We start from the raw sequence: 14535 nt of genomic DNA, 5'->3' as shown, positions 1-14535 counted from the left end.
TGGCCGTCTGGCGGCTACAAGCGGATGCGCTTAGCTACCCAGCTTGATTTCGCCAGTCATGATGCTCCAGTGACCTGGGAAGGAGCAAAAGAAGGCGTAGTCTTCGCCGGCTTTCAGCTTGGATACATCAAAGGTCACGGAGGTGCTTTCGCCACCACCGATCACGTCAGTGTGGGCGATAACGCGCTCGTCACCGGCTTTAACGTAGTTGTTGTCCAGACCGGCTTTCATGCCATCGGTAGCAACTGCGCTTTCATCGGATTTTTTCGAGATCACGACGTTGTGGCCCATGGCTGCTTTGGGCAACTTGCCGGTGTGTTTCAGATTGATCGTGAATTCCTTGCATGTCTTGTCAACAACGATGCTCTTGGTGTTGAACTGCATGGAGTCATTGCCTTCGATGGTAACGTCGCAAGCAGCAAAAGCAGGCACGCTGGCCAATCCAAGAACGGCTGTGAAAGCAAGTTTGGCAAACATTCTAATAACTCCTTGAAAACTGACAAAAAAAGGAACGGGACACGAGGGTGTTGTTCCGGTCTTACAGCATAGACTGTAGCGCACTAAAGGTGCTTAACAAAACATAGACCCGGACTATTTTAACGGCTTATAGCGCCCCGTCCGAACCCGCGAATGATTTGTTTTCTCATCGTTTGATGTGGCTCTAACAGCCTCACTCGATCGCCTTCGGGCGGCTTGACGACAGCGCAGACTAGGTATCGCTTTTCGGCATATTAGCCCCCATTCAGATGCTGGAGAACGTTCAACAGTGCGGCCACCGCAAGCAGACACAGCAGTAGTCCACAAAGCTGTTCGATACGGGGCAAATACTTTTTTATGCCTTGCTGCCAGCGAGGATGCCCGATCAGAACAGTAATGAACAAATCCCAGAGCAAAACAATAAAAAACATCCATAGGCCCAGCAGTATCTGTAGACCTGTACTGGCGCGACTGCTGGCCAGTACCGAGGCCAGGCTGGCGTAAAACAGCGCGTTCTTGGGATTGAGCAGCCCGGAGAGCAGTCCCAGCAGGGCATGGTGCCACCAGCCGCCTGCACAAGCGCCAGATGCACTGATCTGTTGCTGGTTGTTGTGACGGGCCGTCTGCAGGAATTTCATGCCTAAATACAGCAGATATAGCCCCCCGGCACCCTGAAGCAATAGAAAGAGGGGGCTGCTGCTACTCATCCGGGCAAAGCCTGTTAGCGCCAAGCTGATGTAAATGCCATTGGCCAAGGCCACACCAGCGCAAACGCCACTTGCCACCCGCCGGCCATGGGCCAAGGTGCTGCGCGCAATCAGGAAGAAGTCTGGGCCGGGGGAGAGCAAGGCCAAGAAATGGGTGCCGGCAATCAGCAAGAACAAAGACACAGCAGTAGCTCCTGGACAAAACGGCAGTGTGACCAGAAGGTTGGGAGTCGTATTGAATAAAAGTGCGCACGCAAACGGTCAGGGCGCCGGGCGTGTTCTAGCCTCGGTATTGACCTGGGGTAACGCCGGTGTAGTGCTTGAATACGCGTTGAAAGTGGCTTTGATCCGAAAAACCGAGGCGATAAGCAATATCAGCCAGCTCCTCACCTTGTTTCAAGGCGTCCCGAGCCAGATTGACGCGTTGATTCAGTTGCCAGCGTTGCGGAGTCAGGCCGGTATGGCGACGAAAGGCGCGGATCAGTTGGTAGCGGCTGAAGCCTGTTTCCTGAGCCAGCTCGTGCAGGGGAATAGTGCTTAGTTGACCGTCAATCCAGCGATCCAGGCTTTTTTGCAAAACAGGGCTAGGTGGTGGAGCCGGTGCCAAGAGCTGGCCGTGAGCTGGCCAATGGTGGAGCAAAAATTCGATCAGCGCTGCTTCTTTGTTTAGTACGGGAGCGGCTGAAAACAAAAGGGCGTTCAACTCACAGTAGGCCGCATAAAGCAGCGGTTCGTGGCTAACACGAATAGGTTCCTGGGCCTTGAGACTGAGTCCCGTACTTTCTTGCCAAAGCTGCTCCAGCCATATCGCGTCCAGATGCAGCATTTGGTAGCTCCAGGATTGATCCGGCAGGGGATTGCACGCGTGGCTGCGGTGCGCGGGTACAAGAACAAGAGAGCCTGGCGTAAGCTCAATGGGGCCATCGGGTGCGCCTGTAAAGATACTGCTGCCGCTGTCAACAGCACCAATCGAGTAGGTGGGGTGGCTGTGCTCCAGGTAGCATGTACGGCTGTCACAGGCGCGTCGGCTTTCTACATAGGGAAGGGCCTTGTTGCGCCAGAATTCAGTCTTCATCGCAGACATCAATCGTGGCCAGGGAGACGATAAAGGTACAGCCCTGCTCGTTGGTGCTGTCCAGCACAATATCCCCACCGTGTTTGTTGATGACGGTTTTTACAAAGGCCAAACCCAGCCCACTGCCCGAAGGCGCGCCAGCGGCGTTCTCATGGGCGCGGTGATAGGGCTCGAAAATAGTGGCCTGATTTTCTGCCGGAATACCCCAGCCCTGGTCCTTGACCAACACCTGCACTGTTTTTTTATCCAGAACCAGGTTTATATCAATCTGATTGCCGTCCGGCCCATACTTGATGGCATTTTGAATCAGGTTGGTAAAGGCACGGCGCAGCATGGGGGCGTTACCGTTCACCCAGACCAGCTCTGAGTCATTCAGATTCAGGCTGATGGAGCGTTTGCTGGCACTGGCCCAGGCATCGTCTACACAGTCTGCCAGCAGATCGGACAGGGCCAGGGGACTGAGTACCATCTCCATCGCCTCAGCCCGTGCCAGACTGATGAAGTTATCCACCAGTTCCAGTGTTTGTTCGGCATAGCCTTCCATCTTATGCAGGAACTGATCGGGCGCCAGCTTGCTGTCATCCTGGCGTTGCAAGCTGGTCAGCGCCAGGATGGAGTTCTGGGGAGCCCGCATATCATGCGAAATAAAGCGCAAGGTCTCTTCACGCTTGGTTTGAGCCTGGCGCAGCAGATCGATGGATGTGTGTAGCTGGGTCAGGCGATGGGGCAGGTTACGTGCATTTAAGCCAGACAAGCGTTCGTTCAATGCGGTTCTGACATCGGGGTATTCCAGCTGCAGCTTGTTCAGTTCCTCAGTGACTTGATTCAAGGCGGCTTCCTGACTGCGCCAATGCCAAAGTGGATAGGCCAGCAGTATGGTTATCAGACTGGCCAGCGGCGGAATCCACAGATTGAAGCCATGCATGGCGATCCAGTTCACCAGCAAAATCGCAATGACCAGCCCAATCAAGCTTAGCAAGGTCGCACGTGGAGACAGGTAGATCAGAACCTGACAAGCCAGCAATACTGGCAGGCAGCTTGCCAAGGCAATCAACCAGGCTGGTGGCGTGCGTATCCATTCATTACTGCGTACTGCTTGCAGGGTATTGGCCAGAATTTCGACGCCAGACATGCTGCTCATACCGGCTTTGGACAATGGGGTAGGGAAGGTATCGCCCAGTCCACTGCCCCAGGAGCCGACCAGCACATATTTGTCCTTGAAGAAGGAGGGCGGAATATCGCCGTTAAGGACATTGAAGTAAGGCACGATCTGGAAATGACCGCTGCGACCCAAAAAGGGAATGTGAGGAGTGTCCGTCTTGCTGGCGCTCAGGGCTTGCAAGGCCAAATCCGTGTCGTCACCGGCCAGCAACATCGCAATCGTAAAGTGTGGCAGCACTCGGTCCGAGGGGGTAATTCGTTGCAAGGCGACACGACGTACGACGCCATCCGGATCAGGTTCGATATTGATGTAGCCCGATGCCTTGGCCGCCTTGCTGAGCAGGGGAATGGCGGTATGCACAGCATCACGCTGAACGTCGTAGATAAGCGGCAGGACAACGCGCCCATGATGGCGAATGGCCTCGGAAAGGGCAAGGTCATCATCTGGGTAGGCGGGATTGGGTTCCTGAAAGACCAGGTCTATGCCCACCGCGCGTGCTTGCTCAAGGCGGCCCAGCAGTTGTGCATGGCTGATACGTCGCCAGGGCCAAAAACCCAGATTGGCAATGCTGTAGTCGTCAATGGCGACGATGACAATGTCCGGGGGGGCGGCCTGTGGAATTGCTGCCGCCATGGTGAAGTCGTAAATCAGGTTGTTCAGCTTGCCCAGCGCGAAGTCATCACGCAGGGAGCTGAACAACAAGGTCAGCAGCACCAGCAAGCCCGAAACCAGATGCCATTCCTTCCGAATTCGGTCAGACAGTAGCTTACTGTTTCTGGGGGCCGGGCTGTTCATGGCGTACGCCGTTCAGGCTTTAGAACTGAGACAGCAAGATGGGGTCGCCAAAATTGTTGGCTACGGCCTGGCCGTCCGAGCTGGTCAGGCTGGCAGCGCCTTCAAAGCTTTCGATCGTGTCCGGACCCATCAGGCCGTGGCGGTCAATGGCACGTACGGTGACGTAGTAGGTGCCGGGACGCGAAGCACTGAATTGGATATCGGTCTCGGTTGTGATGGCCCGCGACAACAGCTTGGCACCTTGGGGGTCGGTGGAGGTCTGAACCAGATAGGCTTGGGCACCGGGCACAGCCTGAATCGTGCTGCTCCATTGGCCGCCGCGACGCTCGGGCGTGGAGATCTGCGGAGCAGGCAACAAAGACGCCAGTGCCAGGATATTGCCGTCTGTTCCCACAGCGGCACCTTGGTTCTGTTTCAGGGCGGTGGGGGTGCTGCGTTGCTGCGTTCCTAACTCTGCGCGGCCGTCCAGCACTTCGCTGTGTGCCATGCCTTGCTGTGTACGCACACGCAACTCTGTACCCCTTACGCCGGTAATGCTGACGGGAGTGCGAACCTCAAAGCGACCTACGCCGGTCTTTTCCGGGGATACGCGCGATTCCACATCGCCATCATCCAGGGCGATGATCGAGTCGGTCAGACCTGTACCCTCAAAGGCACGCATCCGGGTCACGCTCAAGGAGGCCTGGGCGGGCACACTCAGTTGGCTGCCGTCCTGTAGCTCCAGCGTCAAGTAACCATTACTGCCTGTGCGGATCAGATCCCCCTCTTGCAAATGAGTGGTTCCTGCGCCCAGTGTTTGACCGTTAACCAGAATCTGGCCGGCTTGGTGTGTAATCCGGGCGGGGGCGGCCACTTCCGGAATCATGCGAAACGGGATGTGCAGCTCTTTGCCAATGGGCAGACGATAAGGGTCATCCACCGCATTCAAACGCTGGATTTCGGACCAGTTCCGGCTTTGGCGTGTGTATGTCTGGGAAATATCAAGCAAAGTGTCACCGGACATCACTTTGTAGACAAAGTTCTCGCCACGTGCTCCGGAAGGTTGGGCTGACACGACGCCGCCCCAAAGCAGGCCGCAAACAAGAGGAGCGGCGATACGCAAAGTAATCATAGGAAGTGAGCTAGCAAGGGTCGGTCAAAAGTTCAAGGCGATAGCCAAGGGCGTAGGACGCTGTCAGGCGTACCCCGTTTTCGGGGCGCAGTTGAAGTTTACGTCGTATGTTGGACAGATGAGTATCCAGCGTACGGGACGTGGCCGGAATTTCCCGGTTCCACACTGCGGAGCTTAAAACATCGCGTGAGAACAGGCGGCCGGGGTTACGAAACAGCAAAAGGGCTAGTTCAAACTCTTTGGGCGCCAGAGTGACGGTTTCACCATCCAGCACAATATGACCTTGTTCAGGAAAAATATCATAGCCGGCAAACGAGAAGCGGCTGTCCTGAATGGCCGAAGTGTTCAAATCCATACGCCGGACAGCGGCATTGACGCGCGCAACCAGCTCTCCCTTGCGTACGGGCTTACTAATATAGTCGTCGGCTCCGGCCTGCAAACCCGTGACCAGATCCTCTTCCTGGGTACGGCTGGTCAAGAATAGAACCGGCAGAGCATGACCTAGTGTGGTGCGAACCCAACGCAACACATCCAGGCCGCTGACATCGGGCAGTTCCCAATCCAGTAGCAATAAGCCGAAATCATGTGGCTTGGCCAGAGCAGCCAGCAGGTCTTTTCCTTGATGAAAGGAGCGACACTCATAGCCAGCCTCGGTCAAGATCCGGGCAATCAGTTCAGCCTGGACGAGGTCGTCTTCCAGGGAAGCGATGATCATGGGCATTGTCCTTGTCGCAGAAGTGCAATAGCCCTGCAGTATAACGATATGTAGATAGCGAGTGACCAAGTGCTTCCATGCGTGTGCCGTGACAACGGGAAACCGCCGGATTGGTGTCCAAATCGTTGACCTATAAGGGTTTACTGTGGTAAATTTTAGAGCTTACTTTAAGGATCCTTTGCCGGTACACCTTGCAGTAATTTGATGGCAGCCCTGAATTTAGGGGCTGCGGGCACTTTTTGAGTGCTTGAAATCAAGCCCAAGCCATGTGCAAGACCGCTCTTTTTCGTGTTTTATGGGGAGTGGTATTGCGCAATGCCGCTTCCGGTACAGGGTTTCAAAACCCGCCAACTGGACGGCGTTTTTCAAAACACATACGTCAACCAGTACGTAAAGTACGTTATAGGATACGTAAAGGTCATGCCAACCATTAGCCAGCTCGTGCGTAAACCGCGCGAAGTCAGCCGCGTTAGCAGCAAGAGCCCTGCGCTCGAGAACTGCCCACAGCGCCGCGGTGTTTGCACCCGTGTATACACCACGACCCCCAAGAAGCCTAACTCCGCTCTGCGTAAAGTCGCCAAAGTGCGTCTGACCAACGGCTTCGAAGTTATTTCTTACATCGGTGGTGAAGGCCACAACCTGCAAGAGCACTCGGTCGTTCTCGTCCGTGGTGGTCGTGTCAAAGACTTGCCAGGTGTGCGTTACCACATCGTTCGCGGTGCTCTTGACCTGCAAGGCGTCAAGGACCGTAAACAGTCCCGCTCCAAGTACGGCGCCAAGCGTCCCAAGTAATCCATGTATCCATCGATCAGTTCACTGATCTGGATCCGTGCAACCGTGGCCTTTGCGCCATGGTAGGTAAGTGGTCATTTGTCATGAATGGCCGAGACCGCGAAAAGCGGTTCAACTGAATAGTCACAAGGAAATTAAAATGCCTCGCCGTCGCGAAGTACCCAAACGTGAAATCCTACCTGACCCAAAATTTGGCAGCGTTGAGCTGGCCAAATTCATGAACGTGGTCATGCTGTCCGGCAAGAAAGCTGTTGCCGAACGTATTGTTTATGGCGCGCTGGACCAAATTGCGCAGAAAACCGGCAAAGATCCGCTCGAAGTGTTTAATGCTGCCATCAATAATGTAAAACCTGTTGTTGAAGTTAAGAGCCGCCGTGTTGGTGGTGCTAACTACCAGGTACCTGTCGAAGTACGCCCTGTCCGTCGTCTGGCTCTGGCCATGCGCTGGGTGCGTGAATCCGCCAAGAAGCGCGGTGAAAAATCGATGGACTTGCGCCTGGCCGGCGAATTGTCCGATGCGGCTGAAGGCCGTGGCGGTGCAATGAAAAAGCGTGAAGACACGCACAAGATGGCCGATGCTAACAAAGCATTCAGCCATTTCCGTTGGTAATCTGAGGACATATAACCATGGCCCGCAAAACCCCCATTCAGCGCTACCGCAATATCGGTATCTCGGCTCACATCGACGCCGGGAAAACGACCACTACCGAGCGCATCCTGTTCTACACCGGTGTGAACCACAAGCTGGGCGAAACCCACGAAGGTTCGGCCACCATGGACTGGATGGAGCAAGAGCAAGAGCGCGGGATCACCATTACCTCGGCTGCTACCACTGCTTTCTGGCGTGGTATGGCGGGCAATTACCCAGAACACCGTATCAACATCATTGATACCCCCGGTCACGTTGACTTCACCATTGAAGTTGAGCGTTCCATGCGCGTGCTGGACGGCGCTTGCATGGTGTACTGCGCGGTGGGTGGTGTTCAGCCTCAGTCGGAAACCGTATGGCGTCAAGCCAACAAATACGGCGTGCCTCGTCTGGCTTTCATCAACAAGATGGACCGTACTGGCGCTAACTTCTTCAAGGTTTACGACCAGCTCAAGCTGCGTCTGAAAGCTCACCCCGTGCCTGTCGTTATCCCGATCGGTGCTGAAGACGGCTTCCAGGGCGTGGTTGACCTGATCAAGATGAAAGCAATCATCTGGGATCAAGCCAGCAACGGTGTGAAGTTTGACTACACCGACATTCCTGCCGAGCTGCAAGCTTCGGCTGAAGAATGGCGCGAAAAAATGCTCGAGTCGGCTGCTGAAGCCAGCGAAGACCTGATGAACAAGTACCTGGAAAATGGTGACCTCTCCGAAGAGGACATCAACCTGGGTCTGCGTACACGTACCATTGCCTGCGAAATTCAGCCAATGCTGTGCGGTACCGCGTTCAAGAACAAAGGTGTACAGCGCATGCTGGACGCCGTGATCGACTACCTGCCATCGCCAGTGGATATTCCACCTGTCGAAGGTTCGGATGACGACGGTAACGTTATTCATCGTAAAGCCAACGACGAAGAGCCTATGTCTGCTCTGGCGTTCAAGCTGATGACTGACCCCTTTGTTGGTCAATTGACCTTCGTGCGCGTTTACTCGGGCATTCTGCGTTCGGGCGACACGGTCTACAACCCTATCAAGGGCAAAAAAGAACGTATCGGCCGTATTTTGCAGATGCACGCAAACAACCGTGCCGAACTGAAAGAGCTGGTTGCCGGTGACATCGCTTCCGTGGTGGGCCTGAAAGACGTGACCACAGGTGAAACCCTGTGTGACGCCAGCCAGCACATCATTCTGGAGCGCATGGAGTTCCCGGAGCCCGTGATTTCGCAGGCAGTGGAACCAAAAACCAAGTCCGACCAGGAAAAAATGGGCGTGGCCTTGTCCCGTCTGGCTCAGGAAGATCCTTCTTTCCGCGTCAGCAGCGACGAAGAATCCGGCCAGACCATTATTTCCGGTATGGGCGAGCTGCACCTGGAAGTTCTGGTAGACCGCATGCGCCGTGAATTCGGCGTGGAAGCCAACGTGGGCAAACCACAAGTGGCTTACCGCGAAACCATCCGCAAGACTTGCGACGAAATTGAAGGTAAATTCGTCAAACAGTCCGGTGGTCGTGGTCAGTACGGTCACGTTGTCCTCAAGCTGGAGCCCCTGGAAGCAGGCGGCGGCTTTGAGTTCGTTGACGCCATCAAGGGCGGTGTGGTTCCTCGCGAATTCATTCCTGCTGTTGAAAAAGGTATCCGCGAAACGCTGTCTTCGGGTGTGGTTGCCGGTTACCCAGTGGTGGATGTCAAAGCTACGCTGTTCTTCGGTTCGTACCACGATGTGGACTCGAACGAAAACGCCTTCCGTATGGCCGCTTCGATGGCCTTCAAGGATGGTATGCGCAAGGCTTCCCCAGTTCTGCTGGAGCCAACCATGGCTGTTGAGGTTGAGACTCCTGAGGAATACGCCGGTACAGTGATGGGTGACTTGTCTTCCCGTCGCGGTATGGTGCAGGGTATGGACGATATGGTTGGTGGTGGCAAGGTCATCAAGGCCGAGGTTCCTCTGGCCGAGATGTTCGGTTACTCGACCAGCCTGCGTTCGCAAACACAAGGTCGTGCTACGTACACGATGGAATTCAAGCAATATGCTGAAGCTCCAAAGAACGTGGCTGACGAAGTGATCAGCGCTCGCGGTAAGTAATAGCAATATCAGCCCGCCTTATGGCGGGCTGCTCAACAATTTTTTTGTTTTCCTGTAAAACATAATTGGGATAAATCATGGCAAAAGGTAAGTTTGAACGGACTAAACCGCACGTCAACGTCGGTACTATCGGTCACGTTGACCACGGTAAAACCACTCTGACCGCTGCAATCTGCACGGTTCTGTCCAAGGCATACGGCGGCGAAGCACGCGATTACTCGCAGATCGACAACGCCCCTGAAGAAAAAGCACGTGGTATCACCATCAGCACCTCGCACGTTGAGTACGAGACGCCTAACCGTCACTACGCACACGTTGACTGCCCCGGCCACGCTGACTACGTCAAGAACATGATTACGGGTGCTGCCCAGATGGACGGCGCGATCTTGGTTTGCTCGGCCGCTGACGGCCCAATGCCCCAGACTCGCGAGCACATCCTGCTGAGCCGTCAGGTTGGCGTTCCTTACATCATCGTGTTCCTGAACAAGGCCGACATGGTTGATGACGAAGAGCTGATCGAACTGGTTGAAATGGAAGTTCGCGAGCTGTTGTCCAAGTACGACTTCCCAGGCGACGACACCCCGATCATCAAGGGTTCGGCCAAACTGGCTCTGGAAGGCGACGAAGGCCCATTGGGCAGCCAAGCCGTTCTGGCTCTGGCCGATGCGCTGGACAACTACATTCCTACGCCAGAGCGTGCCGTTGACGGTACTTTCTTGATGCCTGTTGAAGACGTGTTCTCGATCTCCGGCCGTGGTACGGTTGTGACCGGTCGTATTGAGCGCGGCATCATCAAAGTCGGCGAAGAAATCGAAATCGTGGGTATCAAAGACACGGTCAAGACCATTTGTACCGGCGTTGAAATGTTCCGCAAATTGCTGGACCAAGGCGAAGCTGGCGATAACGTTGGTTTGCTGCTGCGCGGTACCAAGCGTGAAGACGTGGAACGTGGTCAGGTTCTGGCCAAGCCAGGCTCGATCAAGCCACACACGGACTTTGACGCCGAGGTGTACATTCTGTCCAAAGAAGAAGGTGGTCGTCACACGCCTTTCTTCAAGGGCTACCGTCCTCAGTTCTACTTCCGTACGACTGACGTGACCGGCACCATCGAGCTGCCAGAAGACAAAGAAATGGTTCTGCCAGGCGACAACATTTCGATGAAAGTGTCCCTGATCGCTCCTATCGCCATGGAAGAAGGTCTGCGCTTCGCTATTCGCGAAGGCGGCCGTACCGTTGGCGCTGGCGTGGTGGCAAAAATCATCAAGTAATCAGCCTTGATCGCGGTGTGAAGGTGCAAACCTTCCCGCCGCGTCTTTGCTACCCCCAAAAGGGGTGCTTTTTGCTCAGGGCTTTTCGAGTAATCGATAAGCCCAGTCACAAAGCCCCCACTTATATCGTTCTTTAGGATTACCCATGAAAAACCAGAAAATCCGCATCCGTCTGAAGGCTTACGATTACAAGTTGATCGATCAGTCTGCTGCTGAGATCGTAGAAACCGCCAAGCGCACCGGCGCTGTTGTTCGTGGTCCAGTACCACTGCCAACACGTATCCGTCGCTACGACATTCTGCGTTCGCCGCACGTCAACAAGACATCGCGCGATCAGTTTGAAATGCGTACCCACCAGCGCTTGATGGACATTGTCGATCCTACCGACAAGACCGTTGACGCTCTGATGCGTCTGGATTTGCCAGCCGGTGTTGACGTCGAAATCGCTCTGCAGTAATTCTGCCTAGCTGTTCGAGATACATCGAAAGAAACGCCATGCAACTGCATGGCGTTTTTTTTCGTCTGTAGATTTGTTTCTGATGTAGAAGCGGATGCCGCGATTGCTCGATTCCCCTAAAAAGGACGATAGCCTTGCTCTTTGCCTCTTCGTGGCGCATTCATCACAGCATTGCTATTGGATAAAGGGGGTTTTGGTATATTTTTTACGACCGGACACACTTTGACCCGGAAACAAATGCGACGATGTGCAGGCTTTAAGGAGGACAAGAATGATAAATCGGAGACGAAAGCCGTTCCTGGCCTGGTGGTATTTCCTGGCACTCTGGCTATGTCTGTGGGCAAGCAGTGCATCAGCGCAAGTGTGTGCGGACGACAAACCCATACGGCTGGCTGATCTGAGCTGGGAAAGCGCAGCGTTTAGCACTGAGCTGTATCAGCAGATTCTGGAGAAGGCCTACGGCTGCAAGACGGAACGGGTGCCGGGTTCTTCGGCGGCTCTGGAAAGTGCCTTAGCTCAGAATGATATTCAGGTGATTGGCGAGATCTGGTCCGGACGCACAGAGATCATTGAAAAAGCCATTGAAGCCGGTCAGGTTCAGGTGCTGGGCAATACCTTAAAAGGCGGGGCTGAGCAGGGCTGGTATGTGCCAGACTATGTAGTCGATGGCGACTCTGCCAAGGGAATCAAGCCAGTGGCTCCTGATCTGCAGAAAGTTGAGGATTTGGGACGCTACGCCGCCGTCTTTAGTGATCCAGAGCAACCTGACAAGGGCCGCTTCTATAACTGTCCGTCCGGCTGGGTGTGTGAAACGTTCAATAGCCGCCTATTTGATCTTTATGGCCTGGGCGAACACTATCAGAATTTCCGACCCGGTACGGGTGCGGCGCTGGATGCGGCAATCAGTGCCGCCTATGACAGACGTGAGCCAATCCTGTTCTATTACTGGCAGCCTGCGGGCCTGATGGCGAAATACTCCTTCAAGAAGTTAGCCAGTGCGCCTTTCAATGAAACCTGCTGGAAGGCGGCTGTCTCAGGCAAGGGCGAGATTTGTCCTACGGATTTCATCTTGGCCAATATAGGGGTTGCGGTTTCCACCCCTTTCGTGGAGTCTCACCCCGAGCTGGTGGCCTTGTTTGAAAAGATCCAGCTGGAGCCCGAACAGATGAACCAGATCATTTTGGGCATGACGGAAGGTGGGCAAAATGCTAGTACGCAGGTCCAGAAATTCCTGAAAGAGAATGCAGAGCAATGGCGTCAGTGGATGCCGGTGGCTCAGGCAGATCGCTTGCAGGCGGCCTTGGATATTCCGGCAACAAAGCCCATAGCCACAGCTCAGTCCCGCTTCTTCCCGGAGTGGTCAGCCGCAGATTGGGTGAACCGTCAGTTGTTGGTTGCCGTGCAAGATTGGGGGACAGGCTTTCGCCAGATCAGTTCGTGGATTCTGACATATGCCATCTTGCCGGTAGAACGCGTTTTGCAACATGTGCCTGCCTGGGCGATTCTGGCTTTGACCGGCTTGTTGGCCTGGTGGGGACAGCGTCGCTTTCTGCCCGTTCTGCTGTATGTGGGGGGCTTGTACTTGATAGGCGCCATGGGCCTGTGGGACAAGCTGATGCAAACTTTCACCCTGGTTTTGGTGGCAACTGTTTTCTCTGTCCTGATCGGTGTCCCGGTGGGTATTCTGAGTGCCCGCAGCCGTCTGCTTAGAAAAGTGCTGACGCCTGTGCTGGATGTCATGCAGACCATGCCCAGCTTCGTGTATCTGATTCCGGTGCTGATGTTGTTTGGCCTGGGTAAAGTACCTGCGGTTCTTGCCACTGTTGTGTATGCCGTTCCTCCCTTGATTCGCCTGACCAGTTTGGGTTTGCAACAGGTGGACAAGCATGTGATGGAGGCGGCACAAGCCTATGGGGTTACGCGTTGGCAAATGCTGATCAAAGTGACTCTGCCTCTGGCACGTCCCAGCATTATGGCGGGCATTAATCAAACTACGATGATGGCACTGTCCATGGTGGTGGTCGCTTCCATGATTGGTGCCCAAGGTTTGGGTGAAGACGTACTGGCCGGCATTCAGACCCTGGATATAGGGCGTGGCTTGCAGGCGGGAGTAGCGATCGTGATCCTGGCTATTGTTATTGACCGAATCTCTCAATCCTTTGGTCGCTCCCAGCGTCATCGTCGCAAGGTCAGGAGGCAAGCATGAATACCATACCTACCCCCTCGGGCGAGCAGACCTGCAAGATAGAGTTGCGAGATGTCTATAAAGTCTTTGGCAGCCGGGCGACGGAAGCGGTGGCGTTGTTAAAGCAGGGGGCCGACAAACAGGCCGTACAAAAGCAGACGGATTGCATTGTGGGGCTGGCAGGTGTGGATGCCTGTTTTCCTGCGCAGCAGATTTCCTGCGTGATGGGCTTATCCGGTTCAGGTAAATCCACCCTGGTGCGTCACATTAACCGCCTGATCGATCCAAGCGCCGGGCAGGTGTTGGTAGACGGGCAGGACATATTGCAGCTGGACTTGGCCCGCTTGCGGCAATTTCGCCGCTATGGAATCAGCATGGTCTTTCAGGCCTTTGGTTTGCTGCCCCATTTAACAGTGGTGGAGAACGTTGCTTTCGGCCTTGAGGTACGGGGCGACAAACGCTCGCAAGCCAGGGAGCAGGCTCGGCAATGGTTGGAGCGTGTGGGTTTGCACGACTATGCCGATAACTACCCCGATGAATTGTCAGGGGGGATGCAGCAACGGGTCGGTCTGGCACGTGCCTTGGCTGTGGATGCCGACATCCTGCTGATGGACGAGGCCTTCTCGGCGCTGGACCCCTTGATTCGCTACGAGATGCAGGACGAGCTGTTACGCCTGCAAAGCAGCCTGAACAAAACCATCATCTTTATTACGCATGATATTGATGAGGCATTGCGCTTGGGTCAGCATATTGTGGTGTTGCGCGAGGGCAGGGTGGAACAAAGCGGTACTCCGGCTCAAATTCGTGATGAACCAGTGAACGAATACGTCGCCCGTTTTGTGAATAAGGCACATCAATAGAAAATTGATCATGAATCAATTTTTCTGATCGTGATCGCATAGCCACGACGGCCAAATCCGAAAAAACTGTTGTCAATCAAGCAGTTTAGGGCAGATTTTTGCAGTAAATCTTGCTTGGCTTTACAGCCGCGTGCTATATTTACTAGCTTAGCCAAAAAGTTTTGGCTATGGTCGTCGCGCAAATCATTGCGTGTACTCTCA

13 protein-coding genes are annotated in these 14535 nt (G+C 54.6%); 7 read left to right on the top strand and 6 right to left on the bottom strand.

Going from position 1 to position 14535, the window contains the following annotated elements; all coding sequences use genetic code 11:
- Nucleotides 1–30: 30 nt before the first annotated feature.
- From azu to AB7E06_RS02655, 6 genes are all read right to left on the bottom strand, one after another.
- Complete coding sequence (azu, locus tag AB7E06_RS02680) at nt 31–477, bottom strand: azurin (protein WP_094198186.1); 447 nt, start codon at nt 475–477, stop codon at nt 31–33.
- Nucleotides 478–731: 254 nt separating this feature from the next.
- The gene (locus AB7E06_RS02675; RefSeq protein ID WP_249460619.1) at nt 732–1367 is read right to left on the bottom strand and encodes a LysE family translocator; all 636 of its coding nucleotides are present in this window, start codon (nt 1365–1367) and stop codon (nt 732–734) included.
- A gap of 97 nt (nt 1368–1464) precedes the next feature.
- On the bottom strand, nt 1465–2259 hold the full coding sequence (locus tag AB7E06_RS02670) for an AraC family transcriptional regulator (RefSeq protein WP_249460616.1): 795 nt from the start codon (nt 2257–2259) through the stop codon (nt 1465–1467).
- Nucleotides 2249–4216 carry a CHASE2 domain-containing protein gene (locus AB7E06_RS02665; RefSeq protein ID WP_427954989.1) on the bottom strand — a complete coding sequence of 656 codons (1968 nt, stop codon included), beginning with the start codon at nt 4214–4216 and terminating at the stop codon, nt 2249–2251. The genes AB7E06_RS02670 and AB7E06_RS02665 overlap by 11 nt, the downstream gene beginning before the upstream one ends.
- A 19-nt stretch (nt 4217–4235) precedes the next feature.
- A complete protein-coding gene (locus AB7E06_RS02660) occupies nt 4236–5327 on the bottom strand; it encodes a FecR family protein (RefSeq protein ID WP_094198183.1) in 1092 nt (363 codons plus the stop codon).
- A 10-nt stretch (nt 5328–5337) separates the two neighbouring features.
- Entirely contained in the window at nt 5338–6042 is a 705-nt protein-coding gene (locus AB7E06_RS02655; RefSeq protein WP_094198182.1) for a response regulator transcription factor, read from the bottom strand.
- Between the two features lie 420 nt (nt 6043–6462).
- Here AB7E06_RS02655 and rpsL point away from each other — a divergent pair, with 420 nt between their 5' ends.
- The 7 genes from rpsL to AB7E06_RS02620 all read left to right on the top strand — a co-directional run bounded on the left by rpsL (nt 6463) and on the right by AB7E06_RS02620 (nt 14334).
- On the top strand, nt 6463–6834 hold the full coding sequence (rpsL, locus tag AB7E06_RS02650) for a 30S ribosomal protein S12 (protein WP_042489490.1): 372 nt from the start codon (nt 6463–6465) through the stop codon (nt 6832–6834).
- A 139-nt stretch (nt 6835–6973) separates the two neighbouring features.
- Nucleotides 6974–7444: a 30S ribosomal protein S7 gene (rpsG, locus tag AB7E06_RS02645; RefSeq protein WP_094198181.1), complete on the top strand. Its 471-nt coding sequence runs from the start codon at nt 6974–6976 to the stop codon at nt 7442–7444.
- Between the two features lie 17 nt (nt 7445–7461).
- Nucleotides 7462–9564: an elongation factor G gene (gene fusA / locus AB7E06_RS02640; RefSeq protein WP_094198180.1), complete on the top strand. Its 2103-nt coding sequence runs from the start codon at nt 7462–7464 to the stop codon at nt 9562–9564.
- Between the two features lie 77 nt (nt 9565–9641).
- Complete coding sequence (gene tuf, locus AB7E06_RS02635) at nt 9642–10832, top strand: elongation factor Tu (RefSeq protein ID WP_094198179.1); 1191 nt, start codon at nt 9642–9644, stop codon at nt 10830–10832.
- Between the two features lie 145 nt (nt 10833–10977).
- Nucleotides 10978–11289: a 30S ribosomal protein S10 gene (gene rpsJ / locus AB7E06_RS02630; RefSeq protein WP_003803053.1), complete on the top strand. Its 312-nt coding sequence runs from the start codon at nt 10978–10980 to the stop codon at nt 11287–11289.
- A 271-nt stretch (nt 11290–11560) separates the two neighbouring features.
- Complete coding sequence (locus tag AB7E06_RS02625; RefSeq protein WP_427954984.1) at nt 11561–13495, top strand: glycine betaine ABC transporter substrate-binding protein; 1935 nt, start codon at nt 11561–11563, stop codon at nt 13493–13495.
- A complete protein-coding gene (locus AB7E06_RS02620; RefSeq protein WP_108728302.1) occupies nt 13492–14334 on the top strand; it encodes a quaternary amine ABC transporter ATP-binding protein in 843 nt (280 codons plus the stop codon). Before AB7E06_RS02625 ends, AB7E06_RS02620 begins: the two co-directional genes overlap by 4 nt.
- The last annotated feature ends 201 nt before the right edge of the window (nt 14335–14535 follow it).

The organism is Alcaligenes sp. (genome assembly GCF_050255915.1).
Classification (GTDB): domain Bacteria; phylum Pseudomonadota; class Gammaproteobacteria; order Burkholderiales; family Burkholderiaceae_B; genus Alcaligenes; species Alcaligenes aquatilis.
The sequence above is the reverse complement of the archived record's forward strand: the minus strand, read 5'-3'. Positions and strand labels throughout refer to the sequence as shown.